General features: G+C 63.4%; 19 protein-coding genes and 1 pseudogene. 11 read left to right on the top strand and 9 right to left on the bottom strand.

What is annotated here, in order from left to right; all coding sequences use genetic code 11:
• Positions 1 to 11: 11 nt before the first annotated feature.
• Positions 12 to 1130 carry an SGNH/GDSL hydrolase family protein gene (locus J3A66_RS14365; protein ID WP_245336832.1) on the bottom strand — a complete coding sequence of 373 codons (1119 nt, stop codon included), beginning with the start codon at positions 1128 to 1130 and terminating at the stop codon, positions 12 to 14.
• A 228-nt stretch (positions 1131 to 1358) separates the two neighbouring features.
• Between J3A66_RS14365 and J3A66_RS14360 the strand changes: the two genes are divergently transcribed.
• Positions 1359 to 2333 carry a glutathione S-transferase family protein gene (locus tag J3A66_RS14360; RefSeq protein ID WP_209569633.1) on the top strand — a complete coding sequence of 325 codons (975 nt, stop codon included), beginning with the start codon at positions 1359 to 1361 and terminating at the stop codon, positions 2331 to 2333.
• Between the two features lie 12 nt (positions 2334 to 2345).
• Here the strand turns inward: J3A66_RS14360 and J3A66_RS14355 are convergent.
• Positions 2346 to 2540, bottom strand: a pseudogene (locus J3A66_RS14355) (formate/nitrite transporter family protein); the annotation flags it as partial.
• Between the two features lie 492 nt (positions 2541 to 3032).
• Here J3A66_RS14355 and J3A66_RS14350 point away from each other — a divergent pair.
• Positions 3033 to 3191, top strand: coding sequence for a hypothetical protein (locus J3A66_RS14350; RefSeq protein ID WP_209569631.1), 159 nt, complete (start codon positions 3033 to 3035; stop codon positions 3189 to 3191).
• Between the two features lie 22 nt (positions 3192 to 3213).
• Positions 3214 to 6102 (top strand): PAS domain S-box protein, encoded by a 2889-nt coding sequence (locus J3A66_RS14345; protein WP_209569628.1) that lies wholly within the window; start codon positions 3214 to 3216, stop codon positions 6100 to 6102.
• Between the two features lie 198 nt (positions 6103 to 6300).
• Here the strand turns inward: J3A66_RS14345 and J3A66_RS14340 are convergent, their stop codons facing one another.
• The 3 genes from J3A66_RS14340 to rlmJ all read right to left on the bottom strand — a co-directional run bounded on the left by J3A66_RS14340 (position 6301) and on the right by rlmJ (position 11794).
• Positions 6301 to 8910 (bottom strand): HWE histidine kinase domain-containing protein, encoded by a 2610-nt coding sequence (locus J3A66_RS14340; RefSeq protein WP_209569626.1) that lies wholly within the window; start codon positions 8908 to 8910, stop codon positions 6301 to 6303.
• A 1030-nt stretch (positions 8911 to 9940) separates the two neighbouring features.
• The gene (locus J3A66_RS14335; protein WP_209569625.1) at positions 9941 to 10675 is read right to left on the bottom strand and encodes a metallophosphoesterase family protein; all 735 of its coding nucleotides are present in this window, start codon (positions 10673 to 10675) and stop codon (positions 9941 to 9943) included.
• Between the two features lie 288 nt (positions 10676 to 10963).
• Complete coding sequence (gene rlmJ / locus J3A66_RS14330; RefSeq protein ID WP_209569623.1) at positions 10964 to 11794, bottom strand: 23S rRNA (adenine(2030)-N(6))-methyltransferase RlmJ; 831 nt, start codon at positions 11792 to 11794, stop codon at positions 10964 to 10966.
• Between the two features lie 157 nt (positions 11795 to 11951).
• Here rlmJ and J3A66_RS14325 point away from each other — a divergent pair, with 157 nt between their 5' ends.
• Complete coding sequence (locus J3A66_RS14325; protein WP_209569621.1) at positions 11952 to 12260, top strand: hypothetical protein; 309 nt, start codon at positions 11952 to 11954, stop codon at positions 12258 to 12260.
• 72 nt (positions 12261 to 12332) lie between these two features.
• Positions 12333 to 12884, top strand: coding sequence for an antibiotic biosynthesis monooxygenase (locus J3A66_RS14320; protein WP_209569619.1), 552 nt, complete (start codon positions 12333 to 12335; stop codon positions 12882 to 12884).
• A 165-nt stretch (positions 12885 to 13049) separates the two neighbouring features.
• Here the strand turns inward: J3A66_RS14320 and J3A66_RS14315 are convergent, their stop codons facing one another.
• The gene (locus J3A66_RS14315; RefSeq protein WP_209569617.1) at positions 13050 to 14147 is read right to left on the bottom strand and encodes an alkaline phosphatase; all 1098 of its coding nucleotides are present in this window, start codon (positions 14145 to 14147) and stop codon (positions 13050 to 13052) included.
• 589 nt (positions 14148 to 14736) lie between these two features.
• On the opposite strand from J3A66_RS14315, the gene katG reads away from it, so the two are divergent.
• From katG to J3A66_RS14300, 3 genes are all read left to right on the top strand, one after another.
• Positions 14737 to 16923, top strand: a complete 2187-nt coding sequence (katG, locus tag J3A66_RS14310; protein ID WP_245336831.1) for a catalase/peroxidase HPI — start codon at positions 14737 to 14739, stop codon at positions 16921 to 16923.
• Positions 16924 to 17316: 393 nt separating this feature from the next.
• Positions 17317 to 17970, top strand: a complete 654-nt coding sequence (locus J3A66_RS14305; protein ID WP_245337084.1) for a TetR/AcrR family transcriptional regulator — start codon at positions 17317 to 17319, stop codon at positions 17968 to 17970.
• Positions 17967 to 18422, top strand: coding sequence for an SRPBCC domain-containing protein (locus J3A66_RS14300; RefSeq protein WP_209569613.1), 456 nt, complete (start codon positions 17967 to 17969; stop codon positions 18420 to 18422). The genes J3A66_RS14305 and J3A66_RS14300 overlap by 4 nt, the downstream gene beginning before the upstream one ends.
• A gap of 91 nt (positions 18423 to 18513) precedes the next feature.
• Here J3A66_RS14300 and J3A66_RS14295 read toward each other — a convergent pair whose 3' ends face one another.
• A complete protein-coding gene (locus J3A66_RS14295) occupies positions 18514 to 19185 on the bottom strand; it encodes a hypothetical protein (RefSeq protein ID WP_209569612.1) in 672 nt (223 codons plus the stop codon).
• 314 nt (positions 19186 to 19499) lie between these two features.
• Between J3A66_RS14295 and J3A66_RS14290 the strand changes: the two genes are divergently transcribed.
• The 3 genes from J3A66_RS14290 to J3A66_RS14280 all read left to right on the top strand — a co-directional run bounded on the left by J3A66_RS14290 (position 19500) and on the right by J3A66_RS14280 (position 23046).
• Entirely contained in the window at positions 19500 to 20336 is an 837-nt protein-coding gene (locus J3A66_RS14290; protein ID WP_209569610.1) for a hypothetical protein, read from the top strand.
• A 161-nt stretch (positions 20337 to 20497) separates the two neighbouring features.
• Positions 20498 to 21613 carry a sialidase family protein gene (locus J3A66_RS14285; protein WP_245336830.1) on the top strand — a complete coding sequence of 372 codons (1116 nt, stop codon included), beginning with the start codon at positions 20498 to 20500 and terminating at the stop codon, positions 21611 to 21613.
• A gap of 188 nt (positions 21614 to 21801) precedes the next feature.
• A complete protein-coding gene (locus J3A66_RS14280) occupies positions 21802 to 23046 on the top strand; it encodes a DUF2254 domain-containing protein (RefSeq protein WP_209569609.1) in 1245 nt (414 codons plus the stop codon).
• A gap of 67 nt (positions 23047 to 23113) precedes the next feature.
• Here the strand turns inward: J3A66_RS14280 and J3A66_RS14275 are convergent, their stop codons facing one another.
• Both J3A66_RS14275 and J3A66_RS14270 read right to left on the bottom strand, forming a co-directional pair.
• Positions 23114 to 23986, bottom strand: coding sequence for a Brp/Blh family beta-carotene 15,15'-dioxygenase (locus tag J3A66_RS14275; RefSeq protein WP_209569607.1), 873 nt, complete (start codon positions 23984 to 23986; stop codon positions 23114 to 23116).
• Complete coding sequence (locus J3A66_RS14270) at positions 23983 to 24696, bottom strand: bacteriorhodopsin (protein ID WP_348634058.1); 714 nt, start codon at positions 24694 to 24696, stop codon at positions 23983 to 23985. The genes J3A66_RS14275 and J3A66_RS14270 overlap by 4 nt, the downstream gene beginning before the upstream one ends.
• Positions 24697 to 24713: the final 17 nt, after the last annotated feature.

Raw genomic sequence — 24713 nt, 5'->3', positions numbered from 1 at the left:
CCGTCCATCGATCAGGGTCGTCGCGCCCATCCCGTGACGCGCGCGTCGATCACCGCCGCGATCCGGTCGGCAATCACGGTCTGATCCGCGAGCGAGGGGTGCGAGTGGCACCCGCTGAAGGAAAGGCCGTTGACCGGAACATAGGTGAGCCACGGCGTGCCGGATGCGCGCAAGGTCGCGGCGACCTTGGCCACCTCCGCCTGGATCTCGCCATTGGCCATGTCCGTGGCCCACAGCACGATCTGTGCGCGTGGATCGCGTGCGTGGAGCTCCTGCACGAAGCGCACATAGCGTCGTTCGTAATCGCCGTGGAGGGCGCCGCGGTTCGCCCATGTTTCGCCGGCGTGAAGCGGTGTGGTGAAATCGTTGGTGCCGAGCGAGACGATAATCACCTGCGGATGCCAGCCGGGCGCGTTGGCGCGGGATCGATGATCGAACAGGGTGAAGGGATAGGCTTCGGGCAGCGTGTCTGCCGCGAACCCGCCATAGTTGCGCACCACCCCGCGCCCGGAGATCGCATTGACCGCGTAATCCGCGCCGTAGCGGCGTGCGAGCAGCGCGCCAAAGCCGCGCGACGTATCCGTCGTCGCCCAGACCTCGTCCTGGGTACATTCGCGTTTGGGCGACGTCACACCATAGCCGACGGTGTGCGAATCGCCGACGAACTCGATCTGCCGCGTGCGCTGCTCCAACCTCGCTCCGACAGTCCCCCGCTCGGCAAAGAACGGCCCGATGCCGGTCGGACCGGACTGGCTTTCCGAAGCGACCTCGATGCGCAACACGTGGCGCCCGACGGGCATCCCGGCGACGCGGTACAGGCCCGGGACCGGCTTGACGAGCGTCGTGATCGTGCGTCCATCGACGCGCACGTGGAGTGCCACCTCGCCCGGCCCCACGTCGAACGATACCGCCGAGCCCCGAAACGCCGTCTCGGCATAACTGCCCGGCCACTGGCGGACAAAGCCGGCGCCTTTCCGTTCGAAACGGCCATGCATTGTGGCCGGCAACAGCGTCAGCGCGACAGGCCTCTCTGTCAGGCGCTCGACGCGAGGCTGTGCGGCAGCCTCGACCGTCGCCGCGAGGATCATCAACCCAGCCGCCATCCCTGCCATCCGACCATGCTTTGCCATTCAAGAACCTCCTACCGCTCCTGCACGCTCCTATCCCTTCCGCAACGACCAGGCGACCGGCGTGGTGGACGCGACCATCGACCTGCGGCCGCTGTTTGCCTGAGCCGGGGCGACCAGTCCCGAACCCGCCGCCAAAGGCATCGCATGGGACGAAAAGAGCCGTTGGTCGTTCGTGACGGGAAACGGTGGCGGATCTTGCTTGAGGTCCGATTTCGACGGAGGGATGACATGGGTAGAATGATCGACGGTGCGTGGCACGCGGGCAAGGTGACGGAAGACAGCAAGGGCGGCGCGTTCGAACGGCAGGATGCGGGCTTTCGCGACTGGCTGACCCCGATGGGGAGCCCCGGCCAGGACGGACAGCCCGGCCATCCTGCGACGCCCGGTCGGTATCACCTCTATGTCAGCTATGCCTGCCCCTGGGCACACCGGACGCTGATCGTGCGCGCGCTGTACGGGCTGGACGACGCGATCGGTGTCTCGGTGGTCGACCCTGTCATGCTGGACAATGGCTGGACCTTCGGCACGAGCCGCGGCGGTAGTGGCGACCTGCTGCACGACGCCGAGTTCCTGTGGCAGTTGTACGCCCGCGCCAGGCCGGATTATTCCGGCAAGGTCACCGTACCCGTCCTGTGGGATCGCGAGACCGACACGATCGTGTCGAACGAATCGGCGGACATCATCCGGATGCTCGCGGCGTTCGCCGGATCCGGACCGGACCTCTATCCTCAGGCCCAGCGCCAGCAGATCGATGAGGTCAACGACCGCGTCTACGACACGGTGAATAACGGCGTGTACAAGGCCGGCTTCGCGACGACGCAGGACGCATACGAGGCGGCGGTGCGCCCGCTGTTCGAATCGCTCGACTGGCTGGAAGAGAGGCTGTCCGGCAGCGACTGGCTGGTGGGCGAGGCGATGACGGAGGCCGATATCCGGCTCTTCACCACGCTGGTCCGCTTCGATGCGGTCTATCACTTTCATTTCAAGTGCAACGTGCGCCGCATCTCCGACTATCCGGCGTTGGACGCTTACGTCGCACGGATGCTGGCAGATCCGCGCATCGCCGCGACGGTGCATCTCGATCACATCAAGACGCATTACTACGCCAGCCACCGCGACCTCAACCCCTGCGGAATTGTGCCCGTCGGTCCTGCCCTCCCTTGGGCTCACCTCACCGCGGGAGGCGATCAGACGCTCACCTGACCAGCCGGTTGGCAGCAGGGACATGTTGGCGATGGAATGTTGGAAGCCCGCGGCGACGAAGATGGCGACGGGGCCTATGATCACGGCGACCTTGCCCGACAGCGTTCTAGCGAACATCGCCATCCACACGGTCAGACAGACCAGCAGGTTCGCCAAGACACCCGATGCCAGCGTAGCGAGCGCAGACTTGTCCAGCTTCGAATCCATCGTCGCGGCTCCAGCGTCGCCGATCGTTCATGCCGCGCCGGATCGACACCTATTCCGATGCGATAGGCTGGACAGCATTCGCTGCCTGATCTCGTGTTACAACCGCTTGTACTTGGAAAAGGCAACCTGGGCGAACACCGGCATTCCGTTCGGGCGGGCTCTCAGTCGCCGCATGATCAGCGCTCTTTGCGCGAGCGTCCGAGAGTTATACCGTCAAGCCTCTTCGGCTCGCATCACCGGTCGTGCGCTGCGCGAAGACGATGCCCGCCAAGAACGACCGCTTTTCCATGGGCCAGGGCCAGTTCGATATGAACATTCTTGCTGCGGTCATCGATTGCTTCGCTCGCGCGCCTTCGTTCTTGCTCAGCCCGGTCGCGATGATAGGCAACTCTTCCAGTCTCAGTCATCGACCCCTCGTCCCAATCCCACGATATACTCGTTAACCAACATACGTGAGAGGCATGCCGAGGTTCCCTGTCATCGGATCTTTCAGTGATCGCAGCGGTCGCGATGCAGGAAATTCAGATCATGGAGCCATCGCCGAGGAACGGGAAAGAGCATGCGCCGCTGCGGGGATCACAACTGGCCAGTTTCGACAGTTTAAGAACGACCAACGTTGAGCTTGGCGGTGACGATGCTACAGCACAGTGATCCGCTAAACCTTTGGAGTCCGATGACCGATCTGCCCGCGCACGAGAAGCAGAGACTGGCTGCCCTCGCAGAATATGACCTGCTGGACACTCCGCGCGAGGCGGCGTTCGACGAGATCGCCGAACTGGTGGCGGCGATCTGCGACGCGCCAATCGCGATCGTGAATCTGATCGGGGACGGCCGCCAGTTCTTCAAGGCGGAAGTCGGGCTTGGCGTCCGTGAGACGCCGTTGGAGACGTCTTTCTGCGGGCGTGCGATCCTCGAGGATGAATTCCTGCTCGTCCCCGATGCGACAGACGACCCACGGTTCGACTGCAATCCCCTGGTCACGGGTGAGCCGCATCTGCGCTTCTATGCTGGCGCCCTGTTGAAGTCGCCTGATGGCTTTCCGATCGGCACGCTCTGCGTTCTGGACTATCGCCCCCGCGACCTGACCGAGGTTCAGAAGCAGACGATCCGCGTAATGGCGCGACAGGTCATGGTGCAGTTTGAGCAGCGTGTTGCAACCGGACGGCTGATTGCAGCTGAAGCGCGCCAGCGGGCGATCGTCGATAGCGCACAGGACTTCGCCATCGTAGCCTGCGATCTTGAAGGCCGTATCATCGAATGGAGCTATGGCGCGGAACGGGTACTGGGCTGGTCGGAAGACGAGGTGATCGGTCAAAGCGTCTTCCTGTTCTTCACGGATGAAGACCGTGCCGCCGGGGTGCCGGTGCAGGAGATGGCCTGCGCCCGTGAGACGGGGCGGGCCACTGATGAGCGTTGGCACGTGCGCAAGGGTGACGAGCCTTTTTGGGCCAGCGGTGAGTTATCGCTGCTCCGGGATTCGGCCGGCCGCCATACCGGTTACGTCAAGGTTTTGCGTGATCGTACTGAAGAGCATCTTGCCGGCGAAGCGCTCCGGAAAGCGCAGCAGCGCTTCCAGACAATCTTCGACACGGTCGATGCGGCTTTCGCCATCGTCGAGGTCAAGTTCGACGAGGATGACAAAGCCGTCGATTACCGGTTTGTCGAAGCCAACCCCGCCTTTGAACGCCAGTCCGGAGTCAACTTGCGCGGCAAGTGGGTCACGGAGTTCGCGCCTGACCTGGAGCAGTTCTGGTTCGAGACATACGGGCATGTGGCCAAGACCGGTGAAGCAACCAATTTCGAGAATTATGCCGAAGCATTCCAGCGCTGGTTCGACGTACGGGCAGTAAGGGTTGGCGATCCCGCAGATCGACAGATCGCAATTATTTTCAACGACGTGACCGCCCGCCGAGAAGCGGAGGAACGCCTGCGTGTCAGTGAAGCCGTCGCGCGTCAGAACGTCGAGCGGGTGAAACTCGCGCTGGAAGCCGGCGCCATCATCGGCACCTGGCACTGGGACCTGCCAAGCGATCAGTTCACCGTAGACGAGGCATTCGCGCGTGCCTTCGGCCTTGATCCGGCGCTCGGCCGATCCGGCATTCCGCTCGCGCAGATTACAGCAACGGTACATCCCGACGATCAGGCAGGGCTGACGGAGGCCATCAACGCGGTAATCGCCCGCAGTGGGTCCTATGCGCATCAATACCGGGTCCGCCGGGCTGACGGTCGATATTATTGGATCGAGGCGAACGGTCGGGTTGACCATGCACCCGACGGAACGCCGCTGAGCTTTCCCGGGGTCCTGATCGACGTCGAGGAACGGCGGAGCATCGCAGCGGAGCGCGACCGTGCTGTCGCCGATCTCCGCGCGCTCGCCGAAACGCTGGAGCAGCGCGTTGCCGAGCGAACCGCCGACCTCGGCCAGGCCGAGGACGCGTTGCGCCAATCGCAGAAGGTGGAAGCAATCGGGCAACTCACCGGTGGGGTGGCGCACGACTTCAACAATCTGCTGACGGTCATCCGGGGTTCCATCGACCTATTGCGCCGCCCCGGTCTCTCCGACGAACGCCGGCAGCGCTATATCGACGCGATCTCCGACACCGCCGAACGCGCGACCAAACTGACCAACCAGCTGCTCGCATTCGCGCGCCGCCAGTCGCTCAAGCCCGAAGTCTTCGATGTCTCAGAAAGCGTGCGGACGGTCAGCGACATGGTGCGGACGCTGACGGGCGCACGCATCAAGGTATCGCATCGGCTGCCGACGGAGCCTTGCTACATCGACGCGGACCGCAGCCAGTTCGACACCGCGATCGTCAACATGGCGGTCAATGCGCGCGATGCCATGAACGGCGCGGGCGAGTTGTCCATCGTGGTGGCGGCAGCCTCCGGCATGCCCGCCATACGGTCGCATCCGGCCACGCCGGGCGAGTTCGTGACGGTCTCCCTGACCGACAGCGGTCCCGGTATTCCAGCCGACAACATTGAACGGATCTTCGAACCGTTCTTCACCACCAAGGGGGTAGGCGAAGGGACAGGCCTTGGCCTCAGCCAAGTCTTCGGTTTCACGAAGCAGTCCGGCGGGGGCGTCGTCGTCACAAGCGACGAAGGCGAAGGCGCAACGTTCACCATGTTCCTACCCCGGGTTGACGGGCTGGACGGCGGAGCGGCCGAAGAAGGCGACAACTCCCTGCCGCTCGGCGAAGGCGCCTGTGTGCTGGTCGTCGAGGACAATGCCGAGGTTGGCATGTTCGCGACCGAGGCGTTGGGAGAGTTGGGCTATCACACCGTCTTGGCGATGGACGCCTCCAAGGCACTCGCCGAACTGGCGACAGATGCAGGCAGGTTCGACATCGTCTTCTCCGACGTGATGATGCCCGGCATGTCCGGTATCGAGCTGGGCCAGGAGATCGGCCGCCTTTATCCAAAGCTGCCGGTCGTGTTGACCAGCGGGTACAGCGAAGTTCTGGCACAAAGCGGTACGCACGGGTTCGAACTGGTGCATAAGCCCTATTCGATCGACACATTGTCGCGAGCTCTCAAGAAGGTGTCACGCCGTCGATGAAGCGTAAGCGGTCGCGCGACCGGACGGTTGTGACATTGCGCTTGCTGCAAAGAGAGCAATCGCAGGAACCGCAGTTGATCATCGTTGGATGCCAGCCATTTTTCAACGGTGTCGCCAAGCATGAACGAACGTCCGCAACCGGTCGCGGCCAGGCATGGTCGATCAGTATACGCTGCCCGGCATTCACCTGCGGCACGCTCAGTGCCGGCTCAACAAGGTTTGCAACGTGCGTCCAACGTCTTCGGCCGAGAACGGCTTGTTGAGCACGGGATGGCCGGCGAACCGCTCCGGCAGGACGGTGGCGCTGTCGTAGCCGGTGGTGAAGACGAACGGGATCTTGCGATCTTGGAGGATGGCAGCAGCATCCCATGACATTTCGCCATCGAGATTGACGTCGACGAGCGCGGCATCGATCGCCGCCTCGCAAGCAAGCTTTAAGGCTTCCGGCAGCCGCATCGCGGGACCGACGATGTCCCAGCCCAGATCGATGACCACATCCTCGATGAGCATCAGCACCATGGCTGAATCTTCAACGATCAGGATGCGCGGCGGGTTGTCGGTAGGAATGTCTGTGACTTTCGCAGGAGCCTCATGGACGATAGAGGCGTGGGAGGCGGTGCCGCCAGACTGCGCCACCGACGCGGGCATGACGATCGCGCACGCCACCCCGCCCGGGTCGAACGTCAGGGTTGAAGATCCGCTCGTTTCCAGCGCCAAGGCCCGCTCGATCAAGGTCGATCCGAAACCGCGCCGTGTGGGCTTGCTGACCGGAGGACCGCCGCTTTCCTGCCATCGCAGCTCCAGTCCAGCCTGCGGGTCAAACTGCCAACGAATGTCGACATGACCGCCGGCGGCCGACAAGGCCCCGTATTTGCCGGCGTTGGTGGCAAGCTCGTGGATCGCCAACGACAGCGCCAGTGCCGCTTTGGGGAGAAGCATGACATCCGGACCGGTGATCGTGACGTTCGCATGCTCCGCCCGATACGCGTCTAGCTCCTGTTGGATCAGCACGATGAGCGACACGCCTTCCCATCGGCTTTGCGTCAGCAGACTGTGCGCGCGCGACATTGACCGGATCCGCCGGTCGAGCCCGTGGGTGAAAGCAGCAAGCGAGGACGCACTTCGGCTTGTCTGTGCCACCATCGCCTGAATGCTGGCCAAGGTGTTCTTCACCCGGTGGTCGAGTTCGGCCATCAGCAATTGTTCCTGCTGCCAGGCGCGCAGCCGTTCGCGTGCGGCAGCATCGATCCGCCGCAGGACGACCTCTAGCAGCGACACCCGCAGGTCGAACGCGGCATCGTTGTCGGACGGCGACCAGGGGGTCGACCGGCCGCGCACGGTTTCGGTCCAAGCCTCGAAGGATTTTCGCGGCGTCAGCCGGATGCCGTTCGGACCGACCTCCATCGGCTTGTTCGGATCGCCGCCCCATTGCACGGTCTCGACGACCTCGGGCCTGAACCACAGCACGAAGTCGCGCGGTTCGCGCGACACGGACACGGCAAGCAACCCGGAGGCGATCTCCGCATAGGCCTTGGCCGGCGGATAATCTTCGCCCAGCCGATCCGTAGCATACACCCCTTCGAACGTGCCCATGCGCAGGGTCAGCCAGTCTGTCAGGGCCGCGATTTGGGCGTCATCGGGTGTATTGCCGAGCGCGGTAATGCCGCTGTTGACCCGGATGGCGACGCCGCCACGGGTCTGCCCCACCCGCAGCGCAAGACCACCCGCTTCTATGTAGTCGAGTAGCTGCTGCTGCTGCGCGACCAGCCCGGCCCCGTAATCATCCTCGCTCGCCAGCGCGTGCATGATGCCGGACAGTGCCTTGCGGGACAGCAACCGGGCCTCGAGCTGCTCGGCGCGCAGCCGCACTTCCAGTTGCAGCGAGAACATCGATCCGAACAGCTCGCAGACGCCGCGGAGATGACGCGGCAGGCGGCGCGGCGTATGATGGTGACAGGCGATCAGCCCCCAAAGCCTGCCTTCGAAGATAATCGAGATCGACATCGAGGCGTCGACGCCCATGTTGCGCAGATATTCCCGGTGGATCGGCGAAACGTCACGCAGGGTCGCGTAGCTCATGTCGAGCGGCAGGCCGCTGCGCGGATTGATCGACGGCAGCAGCGGCGCGGGCGTGTAATCGACTTCGGTGATCAGACGCAGCCAGCTGGTCAAATACAGCGTGCGGGCCTGTTTCGGGATATCCGACGCGGGGTAGTGCAGATCGAGGAATGGCGTGATGTCGTCATGCCGGGCTTCGGCGAACACCCAGCCTGAATCGTCGGGCATGAAGCGATAGACCATCACCCGGTCGTAGCCCGCGACCGCCCGCACCCGCTCGGCAGCCAGTTGGCAATAGGCCTGGAGATCGGGAGCGTCGCCAAGTCCGTCGAACATTTCCTGGACACAGGCGAGCGGATCGACGGCATGACGGTCACTCAGGTCGGCATCCTCGACCTCGATCACCAGCGCGCCATCGCTCAGATGGACGCTGGCATCGATCGCGCGGTCGGGGACGACCCGCAGCAACGGATCCAGCAGGTGACGCGGGCGCGCGAGGCTGGAGCTTTGAAGCAACTCGCGCAGCCGCTGAAGCTGCTCGGCATTCAACAAGCCCGCCAGGTCCTGCCCGGTCAGCGACGCCGCATCCCTGCCGAACAGGCCGAGGGTGTCGCCTGCGACCTGCTCGACCAGCATCGTTGCAGGATCGACCACGAGCATCGCACCATGGGGGAGGATCGAGCCGGGAATATGGATCGGCTCGCGATCGCAGTTGGTCAGATCGACGGCACCGTCCATTTGCTGCGTCATGCCGGCATCCATCCCTCATACGCCGCAAACATCGACAGCGCCGTTGCCGTTGCAGCAGGTAGGTCCTGCACGGCAGCGTCGGGTAGGTTGGTGTCCAGCCCGACGGCACACCGGCTCCGGTCACCGGCACTCAGTCCTACTTCGGGCAGGCCCCAGACAAGGCAGCCGGTCAGTCCACCGCCGACACCGAGCATGGGGTCGACGACGGTATGGAAACCGTATGTGTGGCCGAGAAGCAGACGAGATTCGTCCCGGTCGGCCGTGCTTGCCGCCCGACGCGAAAGCACGGGATGACGATGCCGGCGTTCGTGAATGTCGCCCGTGGCGGTTCGCAACCCGGAGCGGCCCCTCGGTGTCGGCACGCTGCTTTGGCGAGCAGGCATCGGGGCGTTCGGATGCTTGCCGCGCAGGGCGGTTCCGACCGCAGCGGACGCCTGTAACACTGACGCGCGCATTGGATTCCTCGATCAAGACGTAGGGTCGATGATTGCCGTGGCATTCCTCGACGTTGCCGTATCCACACCATATTTTCGAAATCTTGCCTAGCGAATGTTGCTTATCGGTTTGCCGCCGCAACCATCATCGCAATTATTCCCGTAGCGCCGTGCTCATGCCGTCGAACGAATATGTCATAATTTTTGACATGTTTACGTACAAAATTCTCAGCCAAGTCAGAGCATTGACGGCCAGATACGTCGATGGCGTCAACGAATGCTCGTAAGTTCCCGCAGGGCAGAAAAGGAAGAACGATGGACCCAACACGCATCCCCGGCAACGGACCCGACCCTGCGATATGTCTTCGGTGCCAGGCTTCAAGACGCGACCAATAACCCGGCGGCGCATACGCTGCCTGACGATGATGCCGGTAACGTTGAGGGCTTCGAGCTCACACGTGACGCTTGGTCGGCGACTGCGGAAAATTGGCTTTCGGGAGGCTCGGCGCTGATGCCGTTCCTTCAAGGACCGGATTTCGAGAAGCGACACGGTTTCCCGAAACGCACTTCGCATCGAGAAATACGATACCCTCGTGCTAGACCCGACCGGTTCGCAAAGGTCTGGACCAGTCGGTACGGGCATTCGCCTCGGCATCACGGGCCGCTTGTTCCCAATCATAATCGACGGACAGAAACTCTACCACCCAGCCATCACCTTCGTTCGACAAGACGGCATAGCGCGCATGCGGCGATCCGCTTTCGACTAGGTGAGCGTGGGGTCGGTCATCGTCATATGCCGGAAGGCCGACGCTTCCCGGATTTATGACGATGCGCCCGTCGTCGAGTGTCATCACCCGCTGGAGATGCGTATGGCCGCAGAGGATCACGGCCGCATCGACAGTTCCCGCACGGTGTCGAACTTCCTCGCGAGTGGCCTGACGAAGCCCCGCCTCCGTCACCGTCTCTAGAAAATACCTCAGGTCGCTGTCCGGCGTGCCATGAACAAGCAGCACATCTTTGGACAGGCGCATGGTCGTGGGCAATGCTGTCAGCCACGCATACTGTTCAGCGCTCAGCTGGTCGAAGGCGTGGCGATCGGACAGTCCCATGCGCTCACGAGGTTGCTCCGAGATCTGACGTTCGTGATTGCCGCGTATAGTCGGCAATCCCAGAGGCATCAGTCGATCGGCTGTTTCCCGCGGGAATAGGCCCCCTGAGCAAATGTCCCCGAGGTTCACGATCTGGTCCACGTCCCGGGTGGCGATGTCGCCGAGAACTGCGTCGAGGGCAGCGACATTCCCGTGAATGTCGGAAATTACAGCGATCTTCATTACGGACCTATAACGATCTCGCCGTACGATCGTAACCCCCGCGCTTCGGCAACGACAAAACTGAGGCCGGCTTCGGAACCGTCAGCAGCTTGGCGCCCCCGGGCGGCACGGATTACTGGTCCCAATAGATCTCGCGAAATCGCCGACCGGAGCTGGAGAGTCGGGAATGATCGTACTCAACGGACGGCCGCTCTCGACGATGCGAATTGCCTGCCAGAGCGTCCGGTCTTTTGACGTTGGCAGCCCGGCCGTTTGCAGCCGGCCAGAGCGGGGCGATGCGGGTTTACGCTAATCGCCCAGCCACGCGGCGGTGATCTCGCCGCTATGCCCTTCCGGCGCCAGCACCGCGCGCAGCGCTTCGAGCATGGGCGGCAGCGCCTGCGTGAAGGCGTAAGGCGGGTTGACGATATACAGGCCCGCGCCGTTGTAGATGCCGGACTGATCGGCATCGTACAGCCAATGCTCCACCCCCAGCACTTTGGGGATACCAAGCCTGCGCAACTGCCCCGTCCACCGCGTATGCGCGGCGCGGTCCTTCAGGGGATACCAGATCACCGTCACGCCATGCGCCCATTTGCGGTGCGCGGCGGCGAGGGTCGCGGTGATACGGTCGCGGTCATCGGGCTGTTCGTACGGCGGGTCGACCACCACCACGCCACGCGCGGTGCGGGGCGGCAGCATCGCGAGCCAAAGCTCATAGGCGTCGCGCTCGTGCACCGCAGCGGGCGTGCCGCGCATCACCCCGCGCAGGGTATAGGCGTCCTCGGGGTGCTTCTCGTTCAGGATCAGCAAATCCTGCGGGCGCAGAAGCTGCGCGAGGATCCGCGGCGAGCCGGGGTAGAATTGCGGTTCGGTCCCGGAATTCACCGCCTGTACCGCGGCGCGGTAGTCGTCCAGCAAGGGGTTCGGCTCGGCAAAGGCCCGCAGCACGCCCTGTAGGGACTCGCCGGTGCGTTGCGCATCCTCGCCGTCAAGGTCGTACAGCCCGCAGCCGGCATGCGTATCGATCAGCGTCAGCGCGCCCGGTTTCTGCTGCAGGGCCCGCACGAGCGCGATCAGCAGGCTGTGCTTCACGACATCGGCACTGTTGCCCGCATGGAAGGAATGGCGATAATTCATTGTGACGTAAGACCCTGACGCTCTGCCTGCATGCGGGCTGCCGGGCACGATTGCCGGGCGCGAGGTGACCGAAGTAACCGGTCCGGTGCCATTATAAAGTCGCGCGGAAACCTTCAACGCCGTTCTGATCATGGCACGGGCCGCACGCCCTGGCCCTGTGTCGGACGATGATGATCCCGTCGCGATAATCGGTTATCGACCGTCGACGATGATGGATGGCATTGCAGATTTGGCGCTCCGGCATGGCGATCGCCGCGCCCGGGCTTATGAACGGAATGAACCGGTGATCCGGTGCATCCAGGATGCGATCACCGCCTATCGCCGCGACGGCGGCGATCGTGACGGTCGCCCGACGATTGGCGCGCTGATCGCCGCGTGCAGTGCTTCTGGTCTCACGGCGGCTCGTGGCGGTCCGGTGACGCGCTATACGATCTGTCAGGCGCTGAAGCTGACAGGCCTGTCCTGATGCGGGTCGACACGGGCGAAATGCACGAAGCGGCCGCGCAACGTACCGGCCGCCTCGTCTGTTCTCGCCATTATGCCAATCGATCCTGACCAGACCGCCACGATCATCACCAGCCGGGCCATTCGTGCCGGCCACGAGCAGGATTTCGAACGCTGGGTGGAGGAACTGAACCGGCACGCCCGTGCGGCGCCGGGGTATCGGGCTGCGATCCGGCTCGGTCAGACCGCCGGTTTTCAGCACCTGCTCTTTCGCTTCGACGATCGCGCCGCAGCCGATGCATGGCATGACGACCCCAGGATGCGCGCGCATGTCGCTGTCGCGGACCGCTTCTCCACGGCGCTCCGCCAGCTCGAAACTGGCGACGGCGTCACCTTCGAGCTGCCGAGCGATGCGAGTGCCAGCAAGTGGAAGCGGTTCGTGACGACATGGCTGACGGTGTTCCCGGTCCTCCTCCTCATCAGCATGTTGGTTCGCACGGTGTTGAAGGACGCACCACTGCCGCTGCAACTCCTGCCCTCGTCCCTGCTGCTCACCGCGACCCTGCAGTGGATCATTCTCCCGCGCCTGCAACGCTATACCCGTTTCTGGCTGTTGCAGGACAGCTCGGGCCGGCTGCAGAGGTGAGGATAAGGCATGACGACGCATTGCCGGACATCACGCGCGCCCTCACCCCACGCCCCAGCTTCGTACATTCATTCATCGTTGGGCTGACCGCTTTCGGCCTCTAGTCCCTCGTCATCAGGGTCGCGATCCGAGAGAGGAAAAGCCGTCAGGCAGGTTGAGGGCTGATCATTTGTCCTTCTTCCAGCCGAATGCCGACAGCATGATGTCGAAGAGCCGCGTGTTGGGCATGAAACCCCGGACCTTGTCCGCACCGGGGCCGCTCGCGGCGACGACGACCTCTTCGCCGGTATGGCCGGGTTCGACGCTGATCACCGACTTCGCATCGGGATCATATTGCGTCGCGAGCGGCGTCGCGCGCTTGCCGCCGGTCATTCGCAGACCGAAGCTGTGGTCCGCGGTGAACAGGATCAGCGTGTCCTTGCCGGCAACCGCGCTGATCCGGCGGATCATGTCGTCCATCTCGACGACATGCCGCAGGCCTGCCTTGGGGTCGTCGGTGTGCATGTCCCATTCGACCATCAGGAAATAGCCCTTCGGGTTGCGGGCGAGCTGCGCGACGGTCGCCTCCACGGCGGGAAGCGGCGCGAAGTCGGCATCGCGCAGCACCGCGGTCCGGGGTGCCTGGGCGACCAGCGCGGGATCCTCGCCGAAGCGGTAGCCGGCGGTCCTGAACGCCTGTTCGGCGCTCGTGCCCGGGCCGGCGAATGTCGCGACGGCGTCGGCACGGCCCTTGCCGATCAGGATATCGACGCCGTCGCCGAAGCGGGGCTTGAGCATCTGGCGGAATATCTCGCCCTTGTCCGCGCGCGCGGCGACATGCGCAAAGGTCGCGGCCGGGGTCGCGTCCCAGATGTTCATGTTGGTGACGACACCCGTCGACAGCCCGCGCTGCTCGGCATATTCGAGAAGGGTCTTGACCGGCATCGCGCGGCCGCCCGGTCCAGAGGGCGTCGTCGATACCATCGCGTTGTTCGTCTTGTGCCCCGTCATGATCGCGGTCATCCCGGCCGCGGAATCGGTCACCCATCGGTCGAGCGCGGACGTATCCGACAGCGCGACGTTCGGCATCGACTGGATGAACAGCGATTGCGGCCGGTCGTGCGCCAGGATACCAGCGGCGCCGAGCGTCGACAGGCCACCCGCATCGCCAAGGAAGAGGATGACATTGCGCGCCTCCTGCGCTGCAGCGGGCGTGCTGCAGACCGCGAGCATTGCGCCAGCAAACGCCGTGCCGCCCAGGAATTTGTAGATCGCGGTTTTCATTGCAGAGGTCCTTGCATCGGGGCCGGTGCCGAAGGCGTTGCCGGGTCGTATTGCGGATTGATCGGGTCGTGCGGACGGGGATCGCCAGCGCCCGGTCTTGCGCTCTCGGTCCACGCCGGAACGAGCAGGTCACGTTGCTGCGATGCACCCGCCGCGCTGCGGCGATAGACGAAGTCCCGTCCCTCACGGCTGGCCGGGTCTGCGAACACGCCGCGCTTTTCGAGGCCGACGAACCAACGATCTATCGGGCGGACTTGGGACGCGGTCACGACGAAAAACTCTGAACCAGACTAAAGACGCCCATCCTCTACCCGCAGTAAATGTAAGTTTGGCGACACCTTGATCAGATCAGTTGCCGCGACGTCCGTCGGCCTGACGATGATGATGACCCGGATCATCGCGAATGTACGCACCGTCAGACGACACGCTCACAGCCCTCTGTGATCGAGTACGATGATAGCTGTCGCCCGTATAATCGATTGGACAAATGTACCCGGGATCCGGCATTTTACCAGCACGGTGGTAAAACTCATTAGGAGAGGACGCCAAGATGGCCGATTACGAACAGCCTAAGGCAAGCGGTTGCCCAATGGGCCCCCAGGGTGGCGGCGAGGTTAAGGCCCGCTCGCTCCTCGGTCGCACGAACAAGGACTGGTGGCCCGACGCGCTGCCGATCGACATGCTGCATCAGCACGGCGTCTCTCCCGACCCGATGGGCGAAGAGTTCGACTATGCCGAGTCGTTCAAGCAGCTCGACTATGCAGCACTCAAGGCGGACCTGACGGCGCTGATGACCGACAGCAAGGCCTGGTGGCCTGCCGACTATGGTCATTACGGCCCGTTCATGATCCGCATGGCATGGCATGCCGCCGGCACCTACCGGGTAACCGACGGCCGCGGCGGGTCGTCGTCGGGTCAGCAGCGCTTCGAACCGCTGAATTCCTGGCCGGACAACGGCAACCTCGACAAGGCACGTCGCCTGTTGTGGCCGCTCAAGCAGAAATACGGCAAGAACATCAGCTGGGCCGACCTGTTCATCCTCGCCGGTAATGTCGCGATCGAGAGCATGGGCGGACCGGTGTTCGGTTTCGCCGGCGGCCGCAAGGACGTCTTCGCCTCCGAGGGCGATACCTTCTGGGGCGCCGAGGAGATCTGGGTCAACGAGGGTGCGCAGACGCGTATCAGCGAGGACATGCCCGAGCTCGAAGGGCCTCTCGCCGCGATCCAGATGGGGCTGATCTACGTCAATCCCGAGGGTCCGGGTGGTGAGCCCGACGCGCTCATGTCCGCACGCGACATGAAGGCGACGTTCCAGCGGATGGCGATGAACTCCGAGGAAACCGTGGCGCTGACCGCCGGCGGTCACGCCTTCGGCAAGGCGCACGGTGCCAAGGCCGCACCGCATTTCAAGGCCCCGTCTTCGGAATCGGTCCACATGCAGGGCCTCGGCTGGCTGACCGACAGCGAGGAGATCGGCCAGGGCCATATCACGACCTCGGGCATCGAGGGCGCGTGGTCGAACAACCCGACCAAGTGGACCGGCGACTATCTGCGCCTGCTGTTCAAATACGATTATGAGCTGACCGAAAGCCCGGCCGGTGCAAAGCAGTGGCAGCCGGTCAACGCGGAACCGGAGGACATGGCCCCCGACGCACGCGACCCAAACAAGCGTGTGCCGACGATGATGACGACCGCGGACATGGCGTTGAAGGTGGACCCCGAGTTCCGTGAGATCGCGCTGCGCTTCCGCGACAACCAGGCGGCGCTCGACGACGCGTTCGCACGCGCGTGGTTCAAGCTGACGCATCGCGACATGGGGCCACGGGTCCGGTACCTTGGGCCCGAGGTTCCCGAAGAGACGCTGATCTGGCAGGATCCGGTCCCCGAAGGCACCGTACCGTCGGACGCTGACGTCGCGGCGTTCAAGGATGCCGTGCTGTCGAGCGGGCTGACGATCAGCCAGCTGGTCAAGACCGCCTGGGCTTCGGCATCGAGCTATCGCCGGTCGGACCACCGCGGTGGTGCGAACGGTGCCCGCATCGCGCTTGCACCGCAGAAGGACTGGCCGGTCAACGAGCCCGAGCAGCTGAGCAAGGTGCTGGCAAAGCTGAACGAACTGCGCGGCAGCATGTCGCTGGCCGACGCGATCGTGCTGGCGGGCTCGGCAGCGGTCGAAAAAGCGGCACGCGACGCCGGGCACGACGTGGCAGTACCGTTCCTTGGCGGCCGCGGCGATGCGACGCAGGAGTGGACGGATGTCGAAAGCTTCGTGTGGATGGAGCCGCAGGCCGACGGGTTCCGCAACTACCTGAAGACGCGTCACCCGGTGAAGACCGAGGAGCTGTTGCTCGACAAGGCTTCGCTGCTCGGCCTGTCCGCGCCGGAAATGACCGTGCTGGTCGGTGGCCTGCGCGTGCTCGGCGCGAACTTCGGCGATGCGCCCGACGGCGTGTTGACCAAGCGTCCGGGGCAACTGACGAACGACTTCTTCGTCAACCTGCTCGACAACGACACGTTCTGGGATCTGGTCGATACGTCGAGCGACGAGAAGTTCATCGGCTATGATCGCGGCGGTCGTGAAAAGAAGTGGCAGGCGACCCGCACCGATCTGGTCTTCGGCTCGAACTCGCAGTTGCGCGCGACGGCCGAGGTCTATGCCGAGAACGGTCACGAGGAAAAGTTCGTGCGCGACTTCATCCGTGCCTGGGTGAAGGTCATGAACGCCGACCGCTTCGACGTCACCGCCAAGCCGATATCGTCGAACCAGGCGACGTAAGCTACGTCGGTGGGTGGATAGGCCGTGTCGATCGGGGAAGTTTCCGAACGTACACGGCTTATCCGCCACTGGCCTGAGTTAGCAGATATAGATTCTGATCATTCCATGCCCTTTAGCCATGAGCTTCCAGGTCGCACTGCAGCCGCCATTATCGCGCTTATAAAGGTGGCTGCTTGTGCGCTTGGCCCCAACAGCAGAGCGACCTGCGCTGATTAGCGTTTCAGGCAATCCCGGTCGGAATCGTACGAGCTGTCTACTGGTCCCGACGGCTGGGTGCATGGACCCGGGCCCGGACATTCGCGACGCGTTCGCCCCCCTCAGCTCCTACCATTCGATAGGGGCACCGACTTTCAATCCCGACCTTTGCAACTATCGCTTCCGAACACCGTCTTGATGATCCTTGCCGGCATACCGACCGGTTGGTATGTCTGCATTATGACGAGTCGAGGATCTTCCAATAGTGCTCGCGACAAGCTGCTGGACGCAGCCGTGACGCTCATCCGCCGCAACGGCTTTGCGGCCACCAGCGTCGACCAGCTTTGTGCGGCTGCCGGGGTCACCAAGGGCGCCTTCTTCCACCATTTCGTATCCAAGGAGGCGCTGGGGGTGGCCGCCGCCGGCCACTGGCTGGCGATCACGACGCCGCTATTCGCCGATGCGGACTATCATCGCGAACCCGCGGCACTGGCGCGCGTGTTGGGCTATCTTGACCTGCGCGAGGCGCTGATCGACGGCGGCACTGACGCCTTTACCTGTCTGGCTGGCACGCTCGCACAGGAAGTGCATCAATCACACCCCGCGATTGCGCGCGCTGCTGAGGCGGCAATCGTCGGCCATGCGCGCACGCTCGAAGGCGACGTTGCCGAAGCGCTGGCTGATCATGGCGTTGCCGACGTCGATGCAGCGAGCCTCGCGCTCCACTTTCAAGTGGTGCTCCAGGGCGGTTTCGTCGTCGCCAAGGCAACTGGCGATCCGCAAGCGGCGCGCGAGAGCGTGCGGCACCTGAAGCGCTACGTAACCCTATTGTGCCGAGGAGAGAAACGATGAGCAATATTCGTGAACTCAGTGTCGAGCGCCGCATCGCCGCCCCCGTGGAGGATATCTGGCGGACGATGGTCGATCGCTTCGATGAGTGGTTCTGTCCGCGACCGTGGCGCGCCGAAGCACGCGAGATCGAATGGCGCCCCGGTGGCCGTAGCCTGGTGGTCATGCATGGCCCCGACGGTGAGGAGATCCTTAACGAGGGCGTAGTCCTCGACTATGAGCCTAACCGCCGCTTCGTATTCACCGATGCTTTTACAGCGGGTTGGCAGCCCAGTGGGCCGTTCATGGTCGGCCTGTTCGAGATCGCGCAAGACGGGGACGGCACCCGTTTTACCGCCGCGGCACGCCATTGGACCGATGAAGCGTGGGAGCGCCACCGGTCGATGGGCTTCGAAGCCGGCTGGGGCGCGATGGCCGATCAGCTCCAGACGCTGGCCGAGGGAGGTGCGCTGTAACCGCCATTGCAGTGATCATGCATTCGCAGGTCTTAGAGGACAGCCTGGCAAGTGCGGGGCGGGCGGTTCTCCCTTGATCGCAAAGTCTGCGCTAGCGGGTGAACAAAAAGCCCACCGCGATTAGAAACGTTGCGCCTTCCAGCAGCCCGACAAGGACGTTCCAGGTCGCGCGCACCAGGCTGATCCCCAACACCTGCGCGAACCAGCGCGTTTCGACGATCCAGAAGTTCAGAATGCTCGATCCGACGAGCCAATGTCCAATCATGCGCGTCGCTTGATGATGGTCCATCCCGAAACTGCTGCCGACGCTCAGACCCAGCGCAAAGACGGCCGCCGGATAACATTGCGCGTAAAATGGCTGCTGCAGGGAATTGCGATCGAGCTTGATCCTGCGTTGGCGCACCATGCGGGCTGCGAGAAATAGTGGAAAACCCGCGAAAACGACGACGCGGAGGACCAGGGCGCTGGCATTGTCGTTGACCAGGTCGGCCAGACCATGATGATTGGCGATGATTTCGTCGGTCTGGCCCAACGCCGTAGCGACGCTGTGCCCCAGCAACAGCGTGAGAGCCAGAAACAGGGGCGGACTGAGTATCGACGCGTAGCGTTCATCGTCGGGCAGCACGGCTTCGCGCTCGATCTCCTCCATCGTACGGATCGGTCGAAAGAGCGCCTGCCAAAGGGTAAGGGGAAAGAAGACCACCCAGCTCATCACTTCGTACAGAAGTTCGTCGAGCGAATTGAGCCACTTCATGAAGTCCATGCCGCATCATGTTCGATCCGGGCGTCGATCGCAACGGCTTGCCCTGTGCTAGACTCCGCCCCCTAGTGCTTGCCGAAGACGCACTATTGCGGGTCCTGCCGTATGTTATGAAGACCAGCACCGACCGAGCGGTTCTTCGGCCCGAGCGAGGATTCTCGCCCCCCCCCAATTCGCATCGGCAGTAGGGCTCCGAACGCCGTTGACAGCGATGGACGCCGTCGCTCCCTTTTTATACAATCGTTCAACTGATGATGAGGTGATTTCGAACGAACGGGAGAATCGCGATGCGTTGTCCGTCTGGCCTGCCCACGATCATGACCGCCCTCGTCATGGGCTCGGCACTTCCCGCGATTGCCCACGCGCAATCCACGGGTCTCGAGGACATGGTAGGCGCCCGTGCGGGTCAGGCCGAGATGGAGTTGCAACGACGCGGCTACGTCAACATCCGGGGTGAGCAAGGCGACGATCGCGTCTATACCTATTGGTGGAACGCCGATCGCCGCCAGTGCGTGAGCATTGCGACGATGGAAGGCCGCTACAATTCCATCCAGCCGACCACCTCCCCCGATTGCAGGAAACCCGCGAACCTCCGCCCCGACCCCGGCCATGGTGGTCAAGCTGCGCCACGACCGCGTCCCGACTACGACCCCGATCTGGCCTATGGACGCGCGCCAGCGGGGTCCGGCGGCGGTCAGGATCGCTATCCTTCGGGACGACCTGTTGTTGATGGCAGAAACGTGGAACTCGGGCTCGTGTGTTTTGGGGACGGATCGAAAACCGGCTTTGCGAGCGGGACGACGTGGAACTGGAACCGTGATCGTGACCGCTACGAGTCCGGCACGTACACCGAAACCAGGAAGGAGGTCTTCGATGCCTTGCTCATGGTACAGACCTGGGCCGGTGGTGGACGTATCCGGCTACCCAAGTCGCTGATCCCGCCGATCAATTCCCGTGGCAATCAGGGATGGTGGGATTTGTACGACGTGTCGGTCAGCCCAGATACGGTCCGCGCAAGTTACCGCCTGAACGGCTTGAACAAGCCACGGCTCGTGATCGATCGGCGCAGCGGCCGCATCACGGTCACGGGCATGAGTGATTATGGCTTTCGGGGCACGTGCGACCTGATCGGACACGAACCACGCCGCTTCTAGACTATGGCGCGGGTGCTGCGCTCCCGAACCGAATGGTCAGGCAGACCACGAATACGAACCATCGCGCACATCAGCCGCCATTGGCTCGGTTGGAAACCCCATGCTATCCGGCTCGCGCAATACGGGTCTACGCGTACCCGCAACGTTGTTGGGGTACAGCGATGAAATTCAGGGCATTTCTGGCGCACATGGTGAAGGTCGCGGCAATCGCACTCGCGGTCAGCGCCGCGGCGCAAGCCCGGATCGGCCATGCCCCGTCGGCCGCTGCGGCCCCGCTTCGGTCGCCGATCATATCGTCGGAATTCATATATGCCGATGCGCCCTATCCGCAGGCGCATGCCTCGACGATCGTCGAACTGCCTGACCGGACGCTGGCCGCAGCCTGGTTCGGCGGTTCCGGCGAAAGCCAGCCTGACGTCCGTATCTGGTTCGCACGACGCGGCGCGACGCGATGGGAGACCCCGGTTGCGGTCGCTGATGGAGTGTCCGCGGACGGTCAGCGATTTCCGACCTGGAACCCGGTGCTGTTTCAGCCTGCAGACGGTGCCCTGCATCTCTTCTACAAGGTCGGGCCGAATCCGCGGGCGTGGTGGGGCATGGTCATCCGCTCGACTGATGGCGGACGACATTGGAGTCGGCCGCAGCGCCTGCCGGATGGCGTGTTGGGACCGATCAAGAACAAACCCGTCGTTGCGCCCGACGGCAGCTGGGTGTCGCCGTCGAGCCGCGAGGAAGGCAGCGCAGAGGCCAATATCTGGTCGATCCGGATCGAGCGGAGCACCGATCGCGGGAGAAGCTGGCAGGTCGGCGACGCGGTGGCCTCACCGATGCACATCGAGGCGATCCAGCCGAGCATCCTGTTTCACCCCGATGGCCGGCTGGAGCTGGTGGCGCGGACGCGGCAGGGTGCGCTTGCGATGAGCTGGTCACGCGACGCCGGGCGCAACTGGTCGCCAGTCGCGGCGATCGACCTCCCCAATCCCAATGCGGGTACCGATGCGGTGACGCTGCGCGATGGGCGCCAGTTGATCGTCTACAATCACAGCGCGCATCTGCCCGAGCGGCCGGGCGATGGCGCACGCTGGCCGCTCAACATCGGTTTGTCCGACGACGGCGTGCGGTGGCGCAACGCTCTGACACTCGAGAGCAAGCCGCTACCAGACGGCTATGCCTATCCGGCGGTGATCCAGACGCGCGATGGACTGGTCCACGTCACCTACACGCATAACCGTACCAAAATCCGTCACGTCGTGATCGATCCAACGCAGCTGCGCTGAGTAGGAGGTCACGCTCCGGCGCCACGTCACGAGGTAAGATCTTCCCGGCGTCAGCCGCTGAACCTGATCGACGCAGGGCTTGCTGCGCTTCGCACAGATGCTCTGCGGACAGTTCGATCGCAGCCGCTGGATCGCCAGGCTGTTGTCGTCGTGGCTATTCGGCTACCAGCCAGCTCAAGGAGCGCTAAATGACGCAATGGTCATGGATTTTGAGCCGGATCGTCCGGCAGGTCTGGTTCCGGGCAGCGATCATCAGCCTGCTCAGCGTCGCGCTGGCGATCCTCGCCGCTTTTGTCACGCCGTATCTGCCGTACACGTTCGATGCCGATATCGGGCAGCAATCTGTCGGCACGATCCTTCAGATCATGGCCTCGAGCATGCTGGCGGTCACGACCTTTTCGTTGACCGCAATGGTTAGCGCCTACTCCTCCGCAACGCAGCTGGCGACGCCGCGTGCGACCCAGCTGATGGTCAGCGATCCGACATCGCAGAACGCGTTGTCGACCTTCCTCGGCGCCTTCGTCTTCTCGATGGTCGGGATCGTTGGCCTGAACACCAGCGCCTATGGCCATGACGGCCGGATCATCCTGTTCGCAGCGACCGTGCTGATCATCCTGCTGGTGGTCGGCACGCTGCTGCGCTGGATCGGGCATATCACGGCGTTTGGACGGATGGCCGATGTGATCGACCGCGTCGAGGAGGCCGCGACCCAGGCAATGCAGGATTTTGCTGCACACCCTCATCTTGGCGGCCGTGCGGCTGTCGCCATCCCTGCCGATGCCGTCACAGTCACCGCGGTGCAGACCGGATATGTCACGCATATCGACATCACCGCACTTGGCACGATCGCGGACCGCAATGACCTGACGGTGTATGTCGATGTCCTGCCTGGCGCGATGATGCATCCCGCGCGTACGCTTCTTCAGGTCTCGGGAAAGATCGACGACGGCATCCGGAGCGAACTGGTCAAGACGTTCACCATCGAACGGCATCGCTCGTTCGACCAGGATCCTCGACTGGGGCTGATCGCGCTGTCCGAAATTGCCAGCCGGGCCCTCGCACCGGCGACCAATGATCCAGGAACGGGGATCGAGGTTCTCAATGCCCTACTTCGCGTGTTCCTCACGCTGAGCCCCGGCGCGGCGCGTATCGATAAGGAGCCGAACTCCCCACGGGTTCACATCGGCCAGCCGACCATGGAGGATATGCTCGGCGATGCCTTCGGCCCGATCCTGCGCGAAGGGATTGCAGAGGTCGAGGTGTCGTTGCGACTGACGGCTACGCTTGCTGCGATGCACGCAAGCCTGCCGGCTGCGCGTCGGGAGATCGAGCACTGGGCCAACCGCCACGCGAAGCGGGTGGCGACGACCATGGAAGATCCCGACGACCTGACGGCATTCAACGACGCCTATCGCAGGCACTGGCCCGCCTGAGCCACGATCAGGCGGTATGCTGCCATCTGGTTCGACTACACCCATAGCCTCTGCCGACAACCTGACGTCATTCAAGGACATGAGCACGCATCACGTCCCTGTGGGCACGTGGCAGCCCCATCGACCCGGATCGCCGCGCAACCCTGTCGAAATACGGCGTCACCAGCAGATGCGGCATCGCCAGTGCCGCGACGCCGGCAAAGAGTGACCGCACGCCCGAGGGGTCCCACCGCAGCAGCACTCCGCCGACGATTCCGACCAGCAGCACAGCCAGGACGAGGATCGGGCCCGTGGCGCGGAGATACGTAATGGTCGTCACGCACCGCAACCGATCTCGACGCTCTTTCGTCTGCGGCACGGCGTGCAGCACCAGGAACCCGACCGAGAACCCGACGAGCGGGGGCAGAATGAGAAGCGCGGTCGTTCCGACCAGAAGACGTCGATCATGGCGCGCCGCGCCGATGATCACCAGGCAGGCGGCTGCTACGCCACCCGCAACTGCCAAAATGCTGACCATGGCCGGCGCACCGGACTCTCGAACTCCGGCAAGATCGAGAATGCGGGTGAGGCTTGCCGCGTGCAGCGTCGCAGGCGTTGCGACCAGGCTTATGCCGCGGGCAATCCTTTCGAACGGCCTGCTCTTGGGGGCATCCTCAAGACCAAAATGGACTGCCGACGCCAGCAGGAATGCAGGGAGTGCGATCGCAGGATCGACGATCCACCACATGAGACAGACAAGTAACGCAGATACGTACAGCATCAGGAATGCCGGGCGCCGCCGATGCTCGACGATAGCGAGATCACTGGCACCGTGCGCCATGCCGACGACCCCGACAGCAAGGGCTGCGAACGCGAGCTGTACGGTGAGCACGCAAAACGAGGCGACCAAAGCCCCCGCCAGAAGGAAGCCCCAGCCGAGGGCCGGGGCGCGCCGTGTCATGCCCGGTGGCCGCGTTCGCCGTCATCCTGCGCCAACGCCTTGTCGAGGGTGGCTGCCGCGTAGAATGCGTAGACGACCTTGGCGATCACATCCATTACCAGGAAAGCCCAGACCGACGCAGGATCGGTGATCAGTTTGAGGCCTTCCGGTCCGATCAGGAAGACGATCGGATAGAGGAACCAGATGACGGTCAGGAAGGTGAGGTTTTTGCCATAGGCCATTCCCAAGGCAGCACCACGGCTGAGCGCCAGTGATCGCAATGGACCCCATAGAAGATAAAGGACGCCCAGAAACGCGACGCAGGACCATCCGTACCAGATCCATTTCGCCATTGATGGTGCGGCAAGCGACGATATCAGCCCCGTGACGATCATCAGGACATCGAGCACGATGACCGAGGTCAGATACCCACCGACCTCACCCGTCTTCCCATGCTCGTGAAAAGCCAGCAGCACGAGACCCGACAACAGGATCGGCGTCGTCACCGACCAATCCACGTAGCGTGCCAAATATGTCAGCGAACCGTCGCTGTTGATGAGCGTGCCGATGCCAAAGGCCATTGCGAGATACGCGGTCGCCGCGATGAACGGCACGCTGGCGTGCAGGAGCGTATGATGGCCCGACGGCTGCGTCTTCTTACCTGTCGCATATATGGCCAGCGACGCGACCGACATCATGCTGAAGCCGATCAAGAAAGCGGTTTGATCCACCAGGGAGCCCCCTATCA

This window comes from Sphingomonas sp. PvP018 (assembly GCF_017876865.1).
Taxonomy (GTDB): Bacteria; Pseudomonadota; Alphaproteobacteria; order Sphingomonadales; family Sphingomonadaceae; genus Sphingomonas; species Sphingomonas aerolata.
The sequence above is the reverse complement of the archived record's forward strand: the minus strand, read 5'-3'. Positions and strand labels throughout refer to the sequence as shown.